Source organism: Mycobacteroides chelonae, from assembly GCF_016767715.1.
GTDB classification, from domain to species: domain Bacteria; phylum Actinomycetota; class Actinomycetes; order Mycobacteriales; family Mycobacteriaceae; genus Mycobacterium; species Mycobacterium gwanakae.
Genome location: NZ_CP050145.1, coordinates 3,125,192 through 3,138,547, shown reverse-complemented (window position 1 = coordinate 3,138,547; position 13,356 = coordinate 3,125,192). Strand labels below are relative to the sequence as shown.

At 65.2% G+C, this 13,356-nt stretch carries 12 protein-coding genes; 9 read left to right on the top strand and 3 right to left on the bottom strand.

The window, feature by feature from the left end:
* Positions 1–35: 35 nt before the first annotated feature.
* Both miaB and HBA99_RS15375 read left to right on the top strand, forming a co-directional pair.
* A complete protein-coding gene (gene miaB, locus HBA99_RS15380) occupies positions 36–1,562 on the top strand; it encodes a tRNA (N6-isopentenyl adenosine(37)-C2)-methylthiotransferase MiaB (RefSeq protein ID WP_070923740.1) in 1,527 nt (508 codons plus the stop codon).
* A complete protein-coding gene (locus tag HBA99_RS15375) occupies positions 1,559–2,149 on the top strand; it encodes an Rv2732c family membrane protein (protein ID WP_057968346.1) in 591 nt (196 codons plus the stop codon). The genes miaB and HBA99_RS15375 overlap by 4 nt, the downstream gene beginning before the upstream one ends.
* Here HBA99_RS15375 and HBA99_RS15370 read toward each other — a convergent pair whose 3' ends face one another.
* The gene (locus HBA99_RS15370; protein WP_078322147.1) at positions 2,150–3,496 is read right to left on the bottom strand and encodes a DUF349 domain-containing protein; all 1,347 of its coding nucleotides are present in this window, start codon (positions 3,494–3,496) and stop codon (positions 2,150–2,152) included. It abuts the gene before it with no gap.
* A gap of 124 nt (positions 3,497–3,620) precedes the next feature.
* On the opposite strand from HBA99_RS15370, the gene HBA99_RS15365 reads away from it, so the two are divergent.
* The 5 genes from HBA99_RS15365 to hflX all read left to right on the top strand — a co-directional run bounded on the left by HBA99_RS15365 (position 3,621) and on the right by hflX (position 8,501).
* Positions 3,621–4,529: a DMT family transporter gene (locus HBA99_RS15365; RefSeq protein ID WP_057968344.1), complete on the top strand. Its 909-nt coding sequence runs from the start codon at positions 3,621–3,623 to the stop codon at positions 4,527–4,529.
* A 4-nt stretch (positions 4,530–4,533) separates the two neighbouring features.
* Positions 4,534–5,199, top strand: a complete 666-nt coding sequence (locus tag HBA99_RS15360; RefSeq protein ID WP_057968343.1) for a class III extradiol ring-cleavage dioxygenase family protein — start codon at positions 4,534–4,536, stop codon at positions 5,197–5,199.
* Positions 5,199–6,128, top strand: a complete 930-nt coding sequence (miaA, locus tag HBA99_RS15355) for a tRNA (adenosine(37)-N6)-dimethylallyltransferase MiaA (RefSeq protein WP_070923687.1) — start codon at positions 5,199–5,201, stop codon at positions 6,126–6,128. The genes HBA99_RS15360 and miaA overlap by 1 nt, the downstream gene beginning before the upstream one ends.
* Positions 6,125–7,021: a diaminopimelate epimerase gene (dapF, locus tag HBA99_RS15350; protein WP_070923688.1), complete on the top strand. Its 897-nt coding sequence runs from the start codon at positions 6,125–6,127 to the stop codon at positions 7,019–7,021. Before miaA ends, dapF begins: the two co-directional genes overlap by 4 nt.
* 79 nt (positions 7,022–7,100) lie before the next feature.
* Positions 7,101–8,501, top strand: coding sequence for a GTPase HflX (gene hflX, locus HBA99_RS15345; protein ID WP_057968340.1), 1,401 nt, complete (start codon positions 7,101–7,103; stop codon positions 8,499–8,501).
* A 5-nt stretch (positions 8,502–8,506) separates the two neighbouring features.
* Here the strand turns inward: hflX and HBA99_RS15340 are convergent, their stop codons facing one another.
* Positions 8,507–10,798, bottom strand: a complete 2,292-nt coding sequence (locus HBA99_RS15340; protein WP_070952694.1) for a molybdopterin-dependent oxidoreductase — start codon at positions 10,796–10,798, stop codon at positions 8,507–8,509.
* 110 nt (positions 10,799–10,908) lie between these two features.
* On the opposite strand from HBA99_RS15340, the gene HBA99_RS15335 reads away from it, so the two are divergent.
* Positions 10,909–12,063 carry an acyl-CoA dehydrogenase family protein gene (locus HBA99_RS15335; RefSeq protein WP_030093818.1) on the top strand — a complete coding sequence of 385 codons (1,155 nt, stop codon included), beginning with the start codon at positions 10,909–10,911 and terminating at the stop codon, positions 12,061–12,063.
* Positions 12,064–12,069: 6 nt separating this feature from the next.
* The gene (locus tag HBA99_RS15330) at positions 12,070–12,603 is read left to right on the top strand and encodes a GNAT family N-acetyltransferase (RefSeq protein ID WP_057968338.1); all 534 of its coding nucleotides are present in this window, start codon (positions 12,070–12,072) and stop codon (positions 12,601–12,603) included.
* Here HBA99_RS15330 and lexA read toward each other — a convergent pair.
* Positions 12,600–13,274, bottom strand: a complete 675-nt coding sequence (gene lexA / locus HBA99_RS15325; protein WP_057968337.1) for a transcriptional repressor LexA — start codon at positions 13,272–13,274, stop codon at positions 12,600–12,602. The genes HBA99_RS15330 and lexA overlap by 4 nt on opposite strands.
* Between the last annotated feature and the right edge of the window lie 82 nt (positions 13,275–13,356).

The window sequence follows — 13,356 nt, the reverse complement described above, 5'->3', positions numbered from 1 at the left end:
GAAACGGCCTGAACGCGGGCACGTACCATAAGTCCGTGACCAGTACCGTGACTTCCGATCAATCGGCGGTCCGGACGTACCAGGTCCGCACCTACGGCTGCCAGATGAATGTGCACGACTCCGAGCGGGTGTCGGGCCTCCTGGATGCGGCCGGATACGTCAAGGCCCCCGACGGCACCGACGCCGACATCATCATCTTCAACACCTGCGCGGTACGCGAGAACGCCGACAACAAGCTGTACGGAAACATCAGCCACCTGGCGCCCCGTAAGGCCGCCAACCCGAACATGCAGATCGCTGTCGGCGGCTGCCTCGCGCAGAAGGATCGCGAGGGCATGCTCAAGAAGGCGCCATGGGTCGACGTCGTCTTCGGCACCCACAACATCGGTTCGTTGCCCACGCTGCTGGAACGCGCGCGCCACAACAACGAGGCCCAGGTTGAGATTGTCGAGGCCCTTGAGCACTTTCCGTCCGCGCTGCCCGCGACGCGCGAATCGGCCTATGCGGCCTGGGTGTCGATCTCGGTGGGCTGCAACAACACCTGCACCTTCTGCATCGTGCCCTCGTTGCGCGGCAAGGAGATCGATCGTCGTCCCGGTGACATCCTCGCCGAGGTGCAGGCTCTGGTGGACCAGGGTGTGCTGGAGGTGACGCTGCTCGGGCAGAACGTCAACGCCTACGGCATCAACTTCGCCGATCCCGACATCGCCCGTGATCGTGGCGCTTTCGCCGACCTGCTGCGTGCCTGTGGCCGCATCGAGGGGCTGGAACGGGTGCGTTTCACCTCACCACATCCCGCCGAATTCACCGACGACGTCATCGAAGCCATGGCGCAGACACCCAATGTGTGTCCGCAGCTGCATATGCCGCTGCAGTCCGGTTCAGACCGCGTCCTGAAGGCGATGCGCCGTTCTTACCGCTCCGAGCGCTTCCTGTCGATCATCGACAAGGTGCGTGCGGTCATGCCGGACGCCGCGATCACCACCGACATCATCGTCGGCTTCCCCGGGGAGACCGAAGAAGACTTCGAGCAGACACTCGAGGTCGTGCGGCGGGCACGTTTTTCTAGCGCGTTCACGTTCCAGTACTCGATCAGGCCCGGTACCCCTGCTGCCGATCTTCCCGACCAGCTGCCGAAAGCCGTTGTGCAGGAACGCTATGACCGGCTCATCCTGTTACAGGAGTCCATCACGCTGGAAGAGAATCAAAAGCAGATCGGTCGACAGATCGAGGTGCTGATCGCCACCGGGGAAGGGCGCAAGGACGGTGAGACCGCGCGGATGAGCGGGCGCGCCCGCGACGGCCGGCTGGTGCACTTCCGGCCGCAGGGGCACATCGATGGGGAACTGCGGCCCGGAGACGTCATAACCGCCGACGTGACCGGCGCGGCACCGCATCACCTGATCGCCGACGGGGGAGTGCTCAGTCATCGGCGCACCCAGGCGGGTAATGCACACGAAACCGGCAAGAAGCCGTCCACATCGGGAATTGGCTTGGGCATGCCGGCCATCGGAGTCCCGAAGGCGGCAGAGCAGATTGAGGTTGCAGGGTGCGGGCTATGAGTGACGCGGAATCCGGAAAAGACGCCGAATTCGAGGAGTTCCGCAGGGACATCGATGCGGCCGAGAAAAAAGTCGCCGGTGAGATCGATCCGGGCGCCCGCGCCATGGTGGTGGCTGTCCTGGTCTTCGCCTTGCTGCTGACCTTCGTACTGCCGCATACCGGACACGCCAGAGGGTTCGACGTTCTGGTCAACGGCGCGATCGCAGACCAGGAATCGGTGCGGGTGCCGTCCAGGATCTTCGTCTGGCTTGCCATGGTCTTCGGTGTCGGGTTTTCCATGCTGGCATTACTGACACGCCGCTGGGTGCTGTCCTGGATCGCACTGGCAGGCTCGTTTGTCGCCAGTGTGATTGGCATGCTTGCGATTTGGACCCGTCAGACCGCCGGAGCCGGACATCCCGGGCCGGGCATCGGTTTGGTGGTCGCCTGGATCGCCGTCATCCTGTTGACCTTCCACTGGGCGCGTGTGGTGTGGTCGCGTACCGCCGTGCAGCTGGCGGCCGAGCAGCAGCGCCGCGAGGCCGCTAAACGCGATCAGCGCACGTTCCTCGATGACGCTTTCGAGGACGACGAGGGCGCGCAGTAACTAGCGCGAGCGGCTCTTGACCGCGGCCACCGCCGCATCGGCCCATTCCTGCCACTGTTTGGCGCTGGCACGGGCCTTCTCGGCATCCTTGGCTTTGCCCGCAGCCTCCGCCTTGGCGGCCTGCTCCTCGAACTGGCGTGCGCGATCACGGAACTGCTCGGCACGGGCTTCTGCCTCCGGGTCGCCCCAGCCGGACTCGCCGGCTTCGCGCACCTTCTTCTCCACCGCGCGCAGCCGCCGTTCCAGATCGGTCTGCTGCTCGCGCGGCACTTTTCCGATGGCATCCCATTTGTCGCCGATGGCCCGCAGCGCCGCCCGAGCAGCATCCACATCGGTCTCCGGATCGATCTTCTCGGCCTCGACCAGCAACGCGCGCTTGGCGTCGGCATTGGCCACGAATTCGGCATCGCGGGAGGCGGACTCGGCATTGCGCGCCGAGAAGAACTTGTCCTGAGCAGCCTTGAAACGGTGCCACAGGTTGTCGTCGGTCTCCCGGGGAGCCCGCCCGGCGGCCTTCCAGTCATTCAGCAGGTTCCGGAACGCGGCCGCGGTGGCACCCCAGTCGGTGGAATCCGAGAGTGCCTCGGCCTGCTTGCACAGGTCTTCCTTCTTCTCCCGTGCCCCGGCGCGTTCGCGATCGAGCTCGGCGAAGTGTGCGCCGCGCCTGCGGTTGAACGTCTCGCGTGCCGTCGAGTACCGCTTCCACAGGGCGTCGTCGGTCTTGCGGTCGACGCCGTGGATGGATTTCCACTCGTCGAGAATGGCGCGGATCCGGTCGCCGGCAGCCTTCCACTGGGTGGAGTTGGTCGCCAGTTCCTCGGCTTCGGCGGCAAGCTCCTCCTTGCGGGAGATGCTCGCTGAACGCGCCTCATCGCGCTGCGCGCGTGCTGCTGCCGCCTGGGTATCTGCGGACTCCACGAGCGCCGACAGCCGTGCCGAGAGCGAGTCCACATCGCCGAGGACAGCGGCGGTGGGCAGGGTCTGCGCCAAGTGCTCGGCAGCGGTCTTGATCTTGCGTGCATCGCCGGAACCCGAGCCGAGCCGCAGTTCCAGCAGCTGGATCTCCGTCTCCAGGTCTTCGAATCGGCGGCCGAAATGCGAGTACGCCGCGTCGGCATCCCCGGCCTGCCACGACCCGATCTGACGCTCGCCGGCGGAGGTGATCAGCCAGACGGTGCCGTCGTCATCTACGCGGCCGAACTTGTGCGGGTCACCGTGGTGAGCAGCAGGGGTGGGCGCCGATGCCGCGGGACGCCGCGGCATCGGATGAGGTTTCGGCCCCGGCCGGGGGACGGGGGCAACGCTCTCTTGCTGTGTTGAGAGTTCCGGCTGGGTCTGATCGGACATGAAACCTCTTCCTACAATTGTTGCCGCGCAACACGGCGCCCTAAGCTCACTACACCGTTCATTCAAACAGGTGTCATCGCCGCACGGGCGAACATATGCCAGATGATTCCGCAAGGAGGCCGCGATGTCCCAGGCGGATATCGCGTCGGCACTCGCCGTCGGAGCCGCCGCGGCTGTCGCGTTCGGCGATGTCATCCACCAGCGCACTGCCCACGCCGTGCCCGCCGATGATATCGGCGCATTGGGTCCCATCACCACGTTATTGCGGCATTGGCCCTGGTGGCTGGGCACGCTGATCAGCCTGGTGGGCTTCGGGCTGCAGGCTGCCGCGCTAGGTGTGGGCTCGGTTGTGCTGGTGCAGACGATCATGGTTTCCTCGTTGCTGTTCGCGCTGGTCATCGAGTCGCGGTGGGCCAAACGCAGGGTCACCGGATACCAGTGGGGAGCCGCGATTCTGCTTGCCGGCGCCATCTCCGTGGTGGTGTCGGTGGGCAACCCGGTGGCCGGCATGCCACATGCCACACCGCAGTTGTGGATGCAGGTTGCCGCCGTCATCGGACCCGTCACGCTGCTGTGTCTGGAGGGCGCCCGGCGGTGGCCCGGGCCGCGCCGGGCGGTGCTGCTGGCGGTGGCGTCGGGGATCATGTGGGGACTGATGGCCGTTCTCACCAAAGGTGTTGTCGATTCGCTTGGCCACGGCATTGTCCGCCTGTTGATCAACCCGGAAAGCTACGCGCTGGCGGCGGTCGGCATTACCGGGGTGGCGCTCCAGCAGTCCGCCTTCCACGCTGGGACTTTGGTGGCCTCGCTACCCACGATGACGGTGACCGAGCCCGTGGTCGCCTCGTTGCTGGGCATCTTGGTACTAGGTGAATCGTTTCGCACCAATACCTTTGGCGCCATGATGCTCGTGTTCGCAGTGGTGATCATGGTTGCTGCGACGGCGGCACTGGCGCGCAGCGAGGCGGTCCTGCAGGCGCGGGTCAGTGAAACGACCGGAAATACGCCACCGACGACCCCGAAGGTTTCCTAACGCCGTGGCTCTTTCGATAGCGATCTGCCCGTCGACCCCGCTGCTGGTGCCCGAGCTGGGCGGAGAGGCTGCCCAGGAAACCGCCGAGCTGCGCGAGGCCGCCATCATTGCGGTGCGAAGTCTGCCCACACAGTGGATAGCCATTGGGGCGGGGGACGGACGGTATGGCAGCGAAGTATCGGGCACATTCGCCGGATACGGGGTTGACGTGCGTGTTTCGCTGTCTTCGACGATATCCGGACCCACCCAACTCCCACTGCCTGTGCTCATCGCCGGATGGCTGCGGGCGCAGGTGCCAGCCGCTGCGGTGGAGGCGCGACTGGTCTCGGGCACGGATGGCGCCGCCATCGGGCGGGCATTGCGCGACGAGATCCACGCGATGCCGACGCCTCCGGGTGTGCTCGTCATCGCCGACGGCGCCAACACCCTCACCGACAAGGCGCCCGGGGGATACCGGCCCGAGTCCGGTGCCGCGCAGCAGGACCTTGTCGATGCGCTCACCCAGGGGGACGCGGCCGCGTTGCACCGCGTATCGGATGTCATCACCGGGGGCTCCGTCTACCAGGTGCTCGGCGGATTGGTGGGGTCCGATCAGGTCCAAGCTCAGTGTCTCTACCAGGGCTCCCCGTACGGGGTCGGGTACTTCGCGGGCACCTGGCAGGTGTCGTGATGCGGCCCATCGCGGTCATCGGCCCCACGGCTACAGGCAAATCGGCACTCGCATTGGATATCGCCGAGCGACTGGGTGGCGAGATCGTCAACGCCGACGCGATGCAGCTGTACCGCGGCATGGATATCGGTACGGCCAAGGTGCCTACGGCCGACCGCCGGGGCATTCCCCATCACATGCTCGATGTGCTCGAGGTGACCGAGACCGCCACCGTCGCGACCTATCAGCAGAAGGCCGTCGCGGCCATCGACACTTTGTTGGCGAGCGGGCATGTGCCCGTGATCGTCGGCGGATCGATGATGTACATCCAAGCGTTGCTTGATGATTGGGCGTTTCCGGCCACCGATGCGCATGTGCGGGCCCGCTGGGAGCAGCGGCTGGCGGAGATCGGAGTCGCCGCGCTGCACGCCGAACTTGCGGTGCGCGACCCGGCGGCGGCAGCCATCATCTTGCCCACCGACGGACGCCGCACGGTGCGGGCACTGGAGGTGATCGAGCTCACCGGGCAGCCGTTCGCGGCGTCGGCACCCACCATCGGGGCCCCGCGCTGGGACACCCTGATCGTCGGATTAGATTGGGAGACATCGAAACTCGATGATCGGATCGCGCGGCGCACCGACCTGATGTTCGAGCAGGGGTTTGTCGCGGAGGTCGAGCAGCTGCTGGACGCCGGATTGCGCGAGGGCGTGACCGCGTCACGGGCCATCGGATATGCCCAGGTGATCGCGGCTTTGGACGCCGGGGGAGGCTCCGATGATCTGTCGCAGGCGCGGGAACTGACATTCATCGGCACCCGGCGCTACGTGCGTCGTCAGCGATCGTGGTTCGGCCGCGATCACCGCATCATGTGGCTCGCGGGCGACGGCGGCGATGCAGGAGCACTCTGCGGCGAAATTGAGTCGCGGTGGCGCCTATCCTCGAATACGTGAAGTTCACCAAGGGCCACGGCACCCAGAACGACTTCGTGGTGTTGCCCGACATCCACACCAAGCGGGATCTGACGGTGCCCGCCGTTCAGGCGTTATGCGATCGGCAACGCGGCCTTGGGGCCGATGGCGTGCTGCGCGTGACCACCGTGGGCGCTGCCCTCGAGGGTGGGGTGCTGGACGAGAAGCCTGCCGGAGTGAGCAGCGAAGACTGGTTCATGGACTACCGCAATGCGGACGGTTCCATCGCGGAGATGTGCGGTAACGGCGTGCGGGTGTTCGCGCACTACCTGCGTTCGGTGGGGCTGGAACACCGGGACGAGTTCGTGGTCGCATCCCTGGCCGGGCCCCGGCCGGTACGTATCAACTCGTGGAGCCAGCTCACGGCCGATGTGACCGTCGACATGGGGCCGGTGAAGGAATTCGGCGCCGGCGAGGCAAGTGTTGGCGGTCGGCGGTTCTCCGGCCTCGCCATCGACGTCGGCAATCCGCATCTGGCGTGTGTGGACCCGGATCTGACCGTTGAGGATCTCCGCATACTCGACGTGGGTGCCCAGGTCAGCTTTGACGAGGTCCTGTTTCCCGACGGGGTGAACATCGAGGTGCTCACGGCCCCCGTGAACGGCACGGACGCTGCCGTCGGTGCGGTACACATGCGGGTCCACGAGCGCGGTGTCGGTGAGACACGTTCCTGCGGAACGGGAACCGTGGCGGCCGCCTATGCGGCGCTGCGCCACCTGGGGCAGTCGACCGGCGAGATCGTCGTCAACATCCCGGGCGGACAGGTCCGGGTGACGGTCACCGCAGAGTCCAGCTTCCTGCGCGGGCCTTCGATGCTGTTGGCCGACGGTGAGATTTCCGACGAATGGTGGGGCGGCATTGGCTCCTGCGGATAATTCGGATGCGATCGATGAGCCACCGGTGGGAGCATCGGTGCGCGACGAGCGACTCGCGCGAAGAGCAGACAGCAGAGACATGAATTCGACGACCTATCAGACACCCACCGATGGCGAACTCGCCCTCGAAGACCGCGCGGCACTCAAACGTGTGGCGGGGCTCTCCACCGAACTTGCCGACGTCACCGAGGTCGAGTACCGGCAGCTGCGCCTGGAACGGGTTGTGCTGGTGGGTGTCTGGACCGACGGGACGTCCCAGGAGGCCGACGCCAGCATGGCCGAACTCGCCGCGCTGGCCGAAACCGCAGGATCCGAGGTGCTCGAAGGTTTGATTCAACGTCGCCAAAAGCCCGATCCGGCAACATATATCGGCTCTGGCAAGGCGATAGAGCTACGGGAGATCGTGCTGGCCACCGGTGCCGACACCGTGATCTGCGACGGCGAGCTCAGCCCGGCGCAGCTGGTGGCCTTGGAGAAAGCGGTGAAGGTCAAGGTCATCGATCGCACCGCGCTGATTCTGGATATCTTCGCCCAACACGCCACCAGCCGCGAAGGCAAGGCCCAGGTGTCTTTGGCGCAGATGGAATACATGCTGCCGCGACTGCGCGGCTGGGGTGAATCCATGTCTCGTCAGGCCGGTGGTCGTGCCGGAGGCGCCGGTGGCGGCGTGGGTACCCGCGGCCCCGGTGAGACGAAGATCGAGACCGATCGGCGCCGAATCCGTGAGCGCATGTCCAAGCTGCGTCGCGAGATCCGCGACATGAAGAAGGTGCGTGACACCAAGCGCAGCCGTCGGCTCGAAAGCGATGTGCCCTCGATCGCCATCGTCGGTTACACCAATGCCGGTAAGTCGAGCCTGCTGAACGCGATCACCGGAGCCGGGGTGCTGGTCCAGGACGCACTGTTCGCAACACTCGAACCGACAACCCGCCGCGGAACGTTTGACGACGGACGCGAATTCGTCATCACGGACACCGTCGGTTTCGTACGGCACCTGCCCACCCAGTTGGTCGAGGCCTTCCGGTCCACTCTGGAGGAGGTGGCCGACGCCGACCTGCTGGTCCATGTGGTGGACGGCTCGGACGTGGCGCCGCTGGCCCAGATCGAAGCGGTGCGTGCGGTCATCAGCGACGTCGTCGCGGATCACGATTCGTCGGCGGCACCGGAGCTGTTGGTGATCAACAAGATCGACGCGGCCAGTGATCTTGCCCTGGCGCAGTTGCGTCGTGCGCTGCCCAAAGCGCTGTTCGTGTCGGCGCACACCGGCGACGGCATTGCCAAGCTGCGCGACGCGCTCGCCGAGACGGTGCCCCGTGGCGATGTGCCCGTCGACGTGGTCGTCCCTTATGAGCGTGGTGACTTGGTGGCCCGGATCCATACCGACGGGCATGTGCAATCCACCGAGCACCTCGCGGCCGGCACGCGGGTGATCGCCAGAGTGCCGCAGGCGCTGGCCGCCAGCCTGCTGGAACTGAAGTAGCGGCTCTAGTCGCGCTCGACAAGACGTGGCGGGATGTACGCGCGCACGGGCGGCGGTGTGCCCTCGAACCGTTCGATCTGCACGAGTACGTGCTGACCGGTGCAGCCCTGAGCCAACGACGAGGTGCCTGCGTCGTCGGTGAGTACGTTCGGGTTCCCGTGTGCGCAGGGCGAATCAGGGTCGGCCGGATCGATCGGATCGAACCATGCCCCGGTGGACAGCTGCACCACGTGGCGCCGCAGGCCCTCGTCGAGAACAGCGCCCGCCAGGCAGGTGCCCCGGTCGTTGAACACCCGCACCACGTCACCATCGGCGATACCGCGTTCGGTGGCGTCGGTCGGGTGCATGCGGATGGGTTCGCGTCTCTGAACCTTCGAGCGTTGGCTGGTGCCGCCGAAATCGAGCTGGCTGTGCAGCCGGGTACGGGGCTGGTTCGCGATCAGATGTAACGGGAAGCTTTGGGCACGTTCGCCGTTCAGCCATTCGGTGGGTTCGTACCACTGTGGATGTCCGCCGCAGTCGGCATACCCGAAGCCATCGATGGTTTCCGAGAAGATCTCGATGCGTCCGCTCGGGGTGTGCAGCGGGTGTGCGTCGGGGTTCTCGCGGAAATCCGATAGCAGCGTCAGACCCGGGTCGGTGGGCAGCCGCAGGTACCCCTGTTCCCAGAACTCCTCGAACGTCGGCACCGGGAAGTCCAGAGCGCCCGCCCATTCGGTGTAGATGTGGCGCAGCCATTGCGCGGCGGTGCGCCCTTCGGCGAATTGCTCGCCGAATCCGAGCCGATCGGACAGGGCTGAGAACGTGGTGAAATCGTCGCGAGAGTTGGCATACGGCGGTGCGACGGCCTTCATCGCCACTAAAAGCGGGTCATTGCGGCTTCCGGAGAAATCGTCGCGTTCGAGGCTGGTGGTGGACGGCACCACGATGTCGGCGTGCTTGGCCATCGCCGTCCATACCGGATCATGTACGACGACCGTGTCGACGCGGGCCAGGCCCCGGCGCAACCGCGGCAGATTCTGGTGGTGGTGGAACGGGTTGCCACCCGCCCAGTAAACGCATTTGATGTCGGGCAGGGTGAGCGTCTGGCCGTTGTAGGCGAGTGTTTCGCCGGGGCGCAGCAGCAGCTCACTGATGGCCGCCACTGGAATGAAGCTCTCGACGGGGTTGGGTCCCTGCGGGAAGGTAGGCAGGCGGCAGCTGACCGGCGCGAGTCCCGCCTCGTTCATCGAGCCATAGCCGTGGCCGAAGCCACCTCCGGGAATGCCGATCTGACCCAGCATTGCCGCCAGGGTCAGTCCCATCCATGGGGCCTGCTCGCCGTACCGCACTCGCTGCAGCGACCAGCTGACCGTCACCAGGGTCCGACCGGCCGCCATGCGCCGGGCCAGGATGCGCAATTGGTCAGGATTCAGGCCGCTGATGCTTGCCGCCCATTCGGGGCTCTTGGGCACGCCGTCCTCCGCGCCCAGCAGATACCGTTCGAATCGTTCATAACCGGTGCAATAGGCGTTCAGGAACGTGAGATCTGCAAGACCCTCGGTGGCCAACACATGGGCCAGTGCGAGCATGACCGCGACGTCTGTCCCGGGAACGGGTGCATGCCATTCGCACTCGCCGTCGATGTCATCGCGCAGCGGACTGAACGAGACGATGCGCCCTCCACGGGCACGGAACCTGTCGAGGGCATCGCGGGCCGGATGCGCGGTGGTGCCGCCGTGGTTCACCCCCGTGTTCTTGAGAGCGATGCCGCCGAATGCCACCAGCAGATCGGTGTTCTCGACGATGACATCCCATGACGTCGACCTCTTGAAGAGCCCATCGTGGGTGCCGACGACGTGCGGCATGATGACGCCGGTGGCGCCCAGGCTGTAGGAATGGCGCGAAAAGGTATACCCGCCGAGCAGTTTCAGGAACCGGTGCACCTGACTCTGAGCGTGATGGAATCGTCCCGCGCTGGCCCAGCCGTACGAGCCGCCGTAGATGGCTTGGTTGCCGTGGGTGTCGACGATGCGTCGCAGTTCATCGGCCAGTAGTTCGGTGAGCTCATCCCAGGACACCTCCACGTACTCGTCCGAGCCGCGGGCAGTACTGGGGCCGGGCCCGTCCCGCAGCCAGCCGCGCCGCACAGACGGTGCGGTAACCCGGGCCTGGTGGCGGATCGAACCAGGAATGTTCTGCAGCAGCGGGGAGGGGTCCAGATCCGTCGGGATGGGCGTGACACCGATCACTTCGCCGTCGCGGACCTCGGGCGTGAATGCACCCCAGTGGGTATGTGAAAGCGCCAGCCTGGTCACCTCAATCAGCCTAGGCTTTCTGTCCGTCGAAACCGGGTAGGCGAGTACCAACCGACCAGTGGGTTGGTATACATTCTGCCAAGTACGTAAATCCAAACCGGAAGGTGATCATGGCCGGCGCCGTTAAGTTCAAACGCACCATCTTCGAACCCGAGCACGAACTGTTCCGCGAGTCGTTCAAGACCTTCCTGGAACGGCATGCAGAGCCTTACCGCGAGGAGTGGGACGAGAACAAGATCGTCGACCGCTCGCTGTGGGTCGAGGCCGGCAAGCAGGGCTTTTTGGGCACCGATATGCCCGAGGAGTTCGGTGGCGGCGGGCTCGTGGATTTCCGCTACAACGCGATCATCGGTGAAGAGATCACCAAGGCCCGTCAGTCGGGTATCGGTTTCACCCTGCACAACGATGTCGCGGGCCCGTACTTCCGGGATCTGGCCAACGACGAGCAGAAGGCACGCTGGTTCCCGGGATTCTGTTCCGGCGAGCTGATCAGCGCCATCGCCATGACCGAGCCGGGGACCGGCAGCGACTTGCAGGGCATCAAGACCCGCGCGGTCAAGGACGGCGATCATTACATTCTCAATGGCGCGAAGACCTTCATCACCAACGGCATCAACGCCGACCTGGTGATCGTGGTCGCACAGACCGACCCCGAAAAGGGTGCGCTGGGCTTCAGCCTGATCGTCGTCGAGCGCGGCATGGAGGGCTTTGAGCGCGGCCGCAAGCTCGACAAGATGGGTCTGGACGCCCAGGACACCGCCGAGCTGTCCTTCACCGACGTTCGCGTGCCCGCCGCCAACCTGCTGGGCGAAGAGGGCCAGGGCTTCATCTACCTCATGCAGAACCTGCCGCAGGAACGCATGTCGATTGCGGTCGTCGCGGCTGCGGCGATGGAAACCATGCTCGAGGCGACCATCGAGTACACATCCGAGCGCAAGGCGTTCGGCAAGCCGATCAAGAGCTTCCAGAACAGCCGCTTTGTGCTGGCCGAGCTCGCCACCGACGCGACCATGATCCGAATCATGGTCGACGAATTCATCACGCTGCTCAACAAGAAAGAACTGAGCGTCGAGCAGGCCGCGATGGCCAAGTGGTACAGCACCGAGAAGCAGGTTCACCTGATCGACCGCTGCCTGCAGCTGCACGGCGGTTACGGCTTCATGCGTGAATACCCGGTGGCGCGTGCCTACATGGACTCTCGTATCCAGACGATCTACGGCGGAACCACCGAGATCATGAAGGAGATCATCGGGCGTTCGCTCTAGTCGCGGATGCGTATTCGTGACGCCACGGCCGCCGACGCGGCCGCGTGCGCAGCGATCTATGCGCCGTATGTCACCGAGACGGCTATTTCGTTCGAGGAGGTGCCGCCGTCGGATGTCGTTCTTGCCGAACGCATCCAGACGGCGGCCCACCGCCATGCCTGGCTAGTCGCCGAGGACGCCGGAGAGATTCTCGGGTACGCCTATGCGGTGCCATGGAAGTCTCGCACGGCCTATCAGTGGGCTTGCGAGGTGAGTGTGTATGTAGACGGTGCGCGCCGGCAGCGCGGAGCGGGTCGTCAGTTGTACGCGGCGCTGTTGGAGCGTTTGCGCTCTCTCGGCTATCGCACCGTGCTGGCCGTTGTCGTAGTGCCTAATCTGGCGAGCGAAAAACTACACCTGGCAATGGGATTCGAACAGGTGGCGCTGTATCGACGCATCGGTTACAAGCTGGGTAGCTGGCACGACGTGGCGCACTTCCAGCTCTTCTTAACGTCCGTCGAGGATGCTTCTGCGCCCGGGCCGCCGCCCGGGTCGGCCTAGACCTTGCGGATAACGGTGACGACCTTGCCGAGGATGGCGGCGTCGTTACCGGGGATGGGCTCGAAGAGCGGGTTGTGCGGCATCAGCCACACCTGACCCGTCGTCCGCTTGAATGTTTTGACGGTCGCCTCACCATCGATCATCGCCGCCACGATGTCGCCGTTGTCGGCGACGTTCTGCTGGCGGACCACCACCCAGTCGCCATCGCAGATCGCGGCGTCGATCATCGATTCGCCGACGACCTTGAGCAGGAACAGCGATCCCTCGCCGACAAGTTCGCGGGGGAGCGGGAACACATCCTCAACGGCCTCCTCGGCCAGGATCGGACCACCGGCGGCGATCCGTCCCAGCACGGGCACGAACGTGGGCTCCGGCAGATCGCCCGAACCCACCACATCGGTGGTGGCAGACGGGGTGTGGGTGTCATCGATACCCCGAACATCAACGGCGCGTGGACGGTTCGGATCACGCCGCAGGAAGCCCTTCTGTTCGAGGGTGCGTAGTTGATGGGCGACCGACGACGTCGAGGTAAGCCCGACGGCGTCTCCGATTTCGCGGATGCTCGGGGGGTAGCCCCGTTCATTCACCGATGCGCGGATGACCTCCAGGATGGTCCGCTGGCGCTCGGTCAGTGAACCGGTGGCGGGTCCCTTGCTGGGTGTATCGCTCATGGGCCCGAATCTAGACCTGTCGACGACATTTATCAAACATGTGTTCGATGCGTGTCGTCAATGACGGTCGCTGGCCCGGCCA

Bases quoted from the DNA above. Each gene is read 5' to 3' on its own strand.
- HBA99_RS15375 (WP_057968346.1), top strand. From the start codon at position 1,559: ATGAGTGACGCGGAATCCGGAAAAGACGCCGAATTCGAGGAGTTCCGC.
- HBA99_RS15370 (WP_078322147.1), bottom strand. From the start codon at position 3,496: ATGTCCGATCAGACCCAGCCGGAACTCTCAACACAGCAAGAGAGCGTT.
- HBA99_RS15365 (WP_057968344.1), top strand. From the start codon at position 3,621: ATGTCCCAGGCGGATATCGCGTCGGCACTCGCCGTCGGAGCCGCCGCG.
- miaA (WP_070923687.1), top strand. From the start codon at position 5,199: ATGCGGCCCATCGCGGTCATCGGCCCCACGGCTACAGGCAAATCGGCA.
- hflX (WP_057968340.1), top strand. From the start codon at position 7,101: ATGAATTCGACGACCTATCAGACACCCACCGATGGCGAACTCGCCCTC.
- HBA99_RS15335 (WP_030093818.1), top strand. From the start codon at position 10,909: ATGGCCGGCGCCGTTAAGTTCAAACGCACCATCTTCGAACCCGAGCAC.
- HBA99_RS15330 (WP_057968338.1), top strand. From the start codon at position 12,070: ATGCGTATTCGTGACGCCACGGCCGCCGACGCGGCCGCGTGCGCAGCG.
- lexA (WP_057968337.1), bottom strand. From the start codon at position 13,274: ATGAGCGATACACCCAGCAAGGGACCCGCCACCGGTTCACTGACCGAG.